Origin of the sequence: Micromonospora mangrovicola (genome assembly GCF_047200535.1) — a bacterium.
Taxonomy (GTDB): domain Bacteria; phylum Actinomycetota; class Actinomycetes; order Mycobacteriales; family Micromonosporaceae; genus Micromonospora.
In genome coordinates this window covers 1-4,753 of sequence record NZ_JBJZOG010000191.1, presented here as the reverse complement: position 1 = coordinate 4,753, position 4,753 = coordinate 1, and the positions used below count along the sequence as shown (strand labels likewise).

Annotated in this window: 4 protein-coding genes; 1 reads left to right on the top strand and 3 read right to left on the bottom strand. The window is 72.8% G+C overall.

All coding sequences use genetic code 11. The features are described 5' to 3' along the window. Nucleotides 1-157: 157 nt before the first annotated feature. Entirely contained in the window at nucleotides 158-967 is an 810-nt protein-coding gene (locus ACL02O_RS33575) for an MBL fold metallo-hydrolase (RefSeq protein WP_412822208.1), read from the bottom strand. A 132-nt stretch (nucleotides 968-1,099) separates the two neighbouring features. Here ACL02O_RS33575 and ACL02O_RS33570 point away from each other — a divergent pair, with 132 nt between their 5' ends. Beyond that, nucleotides 1,100-2,317, top strand: a complete 1,218-nt coding sequence (locus ACL02O_RS33570; protein ID WP_412822207.1) for an NADP-dependent isocitrate dehydrogenase — start codon at nucleotides 1,100-1,102, stop codon at nucleotides 2,315-2,317. Between the two features lie 429 nt (nucleotides 2,318-2,746). Here ACL02O_RS33570 and galT read toward each other — a convergent pair whose 3' ends face one another. Together galT and ACL02O_RS33560 are read right to left on the bottom strand one after the other, a co-directional pair. Further along, a complete protein-coding gene (gene galT / locus ACL02O_RS33565) occupies nucleotides 2,747-3,838 on the bottom strand; it encodes a galactose-1-phosphate uridylyltransferase (RefSeq protein WP_412822206.1) in 1,092 nt (363 codons plus the stop codon). After that, nucleotides 3,835-4,623: a DeoR/GlpR family DNA-binding transcription regulator gene (locus ACL02O_RS33560; protein WP_412822205.1), complete on the bottom strand. Its 789-nt coding sequence runs from the start codon at nucleotides 4,621-4,623 to the stop codon at nucleotides 3,835-3,837. Before ACL02O_RS33560 ends, galT begins: the two co-directional genes overlap by 4 nt. Between the last annotated feature and the right edge of the window lie 130 nt (nucleotides 4,624-4,753).

The window sequence follows — 4,753 nt, the reverse complement described above, 5'->3', positions numbered from 1 at the left end:
GGGGGGGGGGCCCCCCCCCCCCCCCCCCCCCCCACGCCCCCCCCCCCCCCCCCCCCCCCCGCCCCTTCCGCATCCCCACACCCCCCCACACCGCTCGGCCACGGTGATCAAGGAGTTCGGGTCGGAAATCGGCTCCGTTCCGACGCGAACTCCTTGATCAACTCTGCGGGTGCGCGGTGCGAGGGGTGATCAGGGTGAAGGGGGTGCCGAGGTGGGGGGTGGCCAGGGTGGTGGTGGGGGGCAGGGTGGTCAGCAGGGTCAGGCGGGTGGTGCGGGCCAGTGCGGGATCCTCCTCGTGCGCGTACGCCAGGGTGGGATCGACGAGTTGCAGGGCATGCACCAGCAGGTCGCCGGTGATCAGGAGCCGGTCCTGTCCGTCGTCGAGCAGCACCGACTGGTGGCCGGGGGTGTGCCCCGGGGTGCTCAGCACGCGTACCCCGGGGGTCAGGTCCGCGTCGCCGTCGACCACCCGTAGCCGGCCGGTGACGCGCAACGGCCCCAGGAGCCGGGCCGGCAGTTCGGGATGAAACCGCGCCAGCGCGTCCAGTTCGGCCCGCTGCACCAGGTGATCCGCGTTCGGGAACAGGGCGCCGGCCCAGCCGACGTGGTCGGTGTGCAGGTGGGTGAGCACCACGGTCCGGACGTCCGCCGGGTCGATCCCGGCCGCGGCCAGTTCCTCGGGCAGCCGGCCGGGGACGGGTGCCCAGCCCGCGGCGAGTGAGTCGGCGGGACCGATGCCGGCGTCGACCAGGGTGACCGGCCCGTCCCCGGTGCGCAGTGCGAAGCAGCGGAACGGCAGCCACCAGCGGCCGTCCGGGGTGACGGATTCCGGGTCCCGGCGGTCGGCTTCCGCCCACTGGGCGCCGGTGGCGTCGGGAAACGCCTCCTTCCGGGGCTGGAAGAAGGGCCCCGCTCCGTCGACCAGGGCGGTGACCGTGATAGACCCGACCGTGTGATCCAGCGGCATCCGGGAAGGATGCCACCGCGGCCCGTCCCGGGCGACCCCGTTTCCAGGGGTGAGGCCGGCTGGGGAGCCCCGGCCAGTTTCCAGTACGCTCGTACTGCTTGAGCATGTGTCCCCCGAGAGGAGCGCCGGCCGATGGCGAAGATCAAGGTAAACAACCCGGTCGTGGAAATCGACGGCGACGAGATGACCCGGATCATCTGGAAGCAGATCCGGGAGCAGCTGATCCTGCCCTACCTCGACGTCGACCTGCACTACTACGACCTGTCGATCCAGCACCGTGACGAGACCGACGACCAGGTCACCGTCGACGCCGCGAACGCCATCAAGGAGCACGGCGTCGGCGTCAAGTGCGCCACGATCACCCCGGACGAGGCCCGGGTGGAGGAGTTCGGCCTGAAGAAGATGTGGCGGTCGCCCAACGGCACCATCCGCAACATCCTCGGCGGCGTCGTCTTCCGCGAGCCGATCATCATGTCCAACGTGCCGCGGCTCGTCCCCGGCTGGACCAAGCCGATCATCATCGGCCGGCACGCGCACGGCGACCAGTACAAGGCCACCGACTTCGTCGTCCCCGGCCCGGGCACGGTGACCATCACCTACACCCCGGCCGACGGCAGCGCGCCGATGGAGATGGAGGTCGCAAACTTCCCCGGCGGCGGCGTCGCCATGGGCATGTACAACTTCGACGAGTCGATCCGGGACTTCGCCCGCGCCTCCATGCGCTACGGCCTGGACCGCGGCTACCCGGTCTACCTGTCGACCAAGAACACCATCCTCAAGGCGTACGACGGCCGGTTCAAGGACATCTTCGCCGAGGTGTTCGAGAACGAGTTCAAGTCGGAGTTCGAGGCCGCCGGCATCACCTACGAGCACCGGTTGATCGACGACATGGTCGCCGCCGCGCTCAAGTGGGAGGGTGGCTTCGTCTGGGCCTGCAAGAACTACGACGGTGACGTCCAGTCGGACACCGTCGCGCAGGGCTTCGGCTCGCTCGGCCTGATGACCTCCGTGCTGATGACCCCGGACGGCCGCACCGTCGAGGCGGAGGCCGCGCACGGCACCGTCACCCGGCACTACCGGCAGTGGCAGAAGGGCGAGAAGACCTCGACCAACCCGATCGCGTCGATCTACGCCTGGACCCGGGGCCTGGCCCACCGGGGCAAGCTGGACGGCACCCCGGCGGTCGCCGAGTTCGCCAACACGCTGGAGCGGGTCATCGTCGAGACCGTCGAGGGCGGCCAGATGACCAAGGACCTCGCGCTGCTCATCTCGCGGGACGCCCCGTGGCTGACCACCGACGAGTTCATGAACGCGCTCGACGAGAACCTGGCGCGCAAGCTCGCCGCCTGACTCTCGTCCGCGTCACCGACCGAGCCCGCCGGCCCCGCGCCGGCGGGCTCCGTCGTGTCCGCCGGGGTGCTCCCCAGCCGGGTCCGCTGTGCTGGGCCGTCCCCGGCAGCGTCACCGGGGGACGGCGCGCCTCGTTGAGCAGGGTGGACGCGATGCCAGTCCCGTCCACGGAGGGTTGACCGCGGTCGTCTCGCGGCGATCGGCCAGCCTTCCCGGCTGTCGCACGCAGCCAGCCGTCCCTTCCCTTGCGGGGGGCCCTGTCCCGGGCCCCCCGCGCCCTGTTGTGGCGGGATTCCCACCCGGCCACCGCGGCTGATGCGGTCCTCGGCGCTGGCCACCATGCGGCGACCGAGGTGTCGGAATGCGGGCGACGAGGCGACGATCCGGGACGCCGGGCGACGGGGAGCGGCGCGGCGGCGGCCCGGGGCGTCAGGCGGCGGCCCGGGGCGGCGCGGCGCGGAGCAGTTCCGCCGCCCGCTCCGGGGCGATGTCGTTGATGAACACACCCATCCCGGACTCGGAGCCGGCCAGGTACTTCAGCTTGTCCTTGGCCCGCCGGATGCTGAACAGCTGCAGGTGCAGGTGCGCCAGGTCGCGGTCGACGCGTACCGGGGCCTGGTGCCAGGCGGCGATGTACGGCATCGGCAGGCCGAACAGCCCGTCGAAGCGGCGCAGCACGTCCAGGTAGAGCGGGCCGAAGGCGTCCCGCTCGGCGTCGTCCAGCGCCGGGATGTCCGGCAGCGGTCGGTGCGGTGCCACGTGCACCTCGAACGGCCAGCGCGCCGCGGCCGGTACGTACGCCGTCCAGTGCTCGTTGGCCGCCACCACCCGGTCCCCGGCCGCGCGTTCGGCGGCGAGCACGTCCGCGTACAGGTTGCCGCCGGTGCGCTCCGCGTGCCGGCGGGCGGCGGCCAGCATGGTGCGGGTCCGCGGCGTGACGAACGGGTACGCGTAAATCTGGCCGTGCGGGTGGTGCAGGGTCACCCCGATCTCCACGCCCCGGTTCTCGAACGGGAAGACCTGCTCGACCCCGGGCAGCGCGCCCAGCGCGGTGGTCCGGTCGGCGAGGGCGTCCAGCACGGTCCGCACCCGGCGCGGGGAGAGCCGGGGGAACGAGGCGTTGTGGTCATCGGTGAAGCAGACCACCTCGCACCGGCCGCGCCCGGGACGGACCGGGGTGAACGGGGTGATCTCGTCCGGCTCCTCGGCGACCCGCTGGCTCAACGAGGGGAAGCGGTTCTCGAAGACGGCGACGTCGTAGTCCGGGGCGGGGATCTCGCTGAGCCGGTCACCCCGGGAGGGGCAGAGCGGGCACTCGTCGGCCGGGGGGAGGAAGGTCCGGGTCTGCCGGTGCACCGCCACCGCCACCCACTCGTCGGTGAGCGGGTCGTAGCGGAGCTGGGATGCGGGCGGCGGCGGGGGCAGCTCACGCCGGTCCGGCTGGTCGCGGACCGCGTCGTCCCGCTCGTCGAAGTAGATCAACTCGCGGCCGTCGGCCAGCTCGATCTGCGTACGCTTCACTCCGCCCCCTCGGTGCCCGGCACGATCACCAGCTCGCCCACCCGGTCCTCGAGTACCCGTCGCGCGTCCGGCGCCATCCGGCCGTCGGTGACCAGCACGTCCGCCGCGTCCAGGCCGACGATCGAGGAGATGCCGACCGTGCCCCACTTGGTGTGGTCGGCGAGCACGACCAGCCGGTCGGCCGCCGCGACCAGGGCCCGGTCGGTGTCCGCCTCCATCAGGTTCGGTGTGGTGAACCCGGCCCGCTCGCTGATCCCGTGCACGCCGAGGAAGAGCAGATCCAGGTGGAGCGCGTCGAGCGCGGCCACCGCGAGGGGGCCGACCAGCGCGTCCGAGGGGGTACGCACCCCGCCGGTGAGCACCACGGTCTGGTCCGGCCGGCCGCCGACGTGCAGGATCTCGGCCACCGGCAGCGAGTTCGTCACCACGGTCAGCCCCGGCACGTCGAGCAGGTGACGGGCCAGCTCGGCGGTGGTCGTACCGGCCGAGAGGGCGACGGCCGCGCCGGGGCGGACCAGCTGCGCCGCCCGGGCGGCGATGGCCGCCTTCTCGGCCGACTGGCGGACCGACTTGGCCCGGAAGCCGGGCTCGTCGGTCGAGCCCGGGCCGGCGAGCGTGGCGCCGCCGTGCACCTTGGCCAGGAGCCCCTGCTCGTGCAGGGTCTCCAGGTCGCGCCGGATGGTCATGTCGGAGACGCCGAACTCGGCGGCCAGCTCGGTGACCCGGACGCCGCCGGCGGCGCGGACCCGGTCCAGGATGGCGGCCTGCCGCTGCCGCGCGAGCACCCGCGGTCACCTCCCACTCTCCCGACCACGCGCACGCGGTCGAACGTGTTCCAACAAAGACGAACACTACCGCGCAGCGACGCACAGCGGAAGGTAACGCGAACCGGGGGCGGGGGGGAGAGGGGGGGGG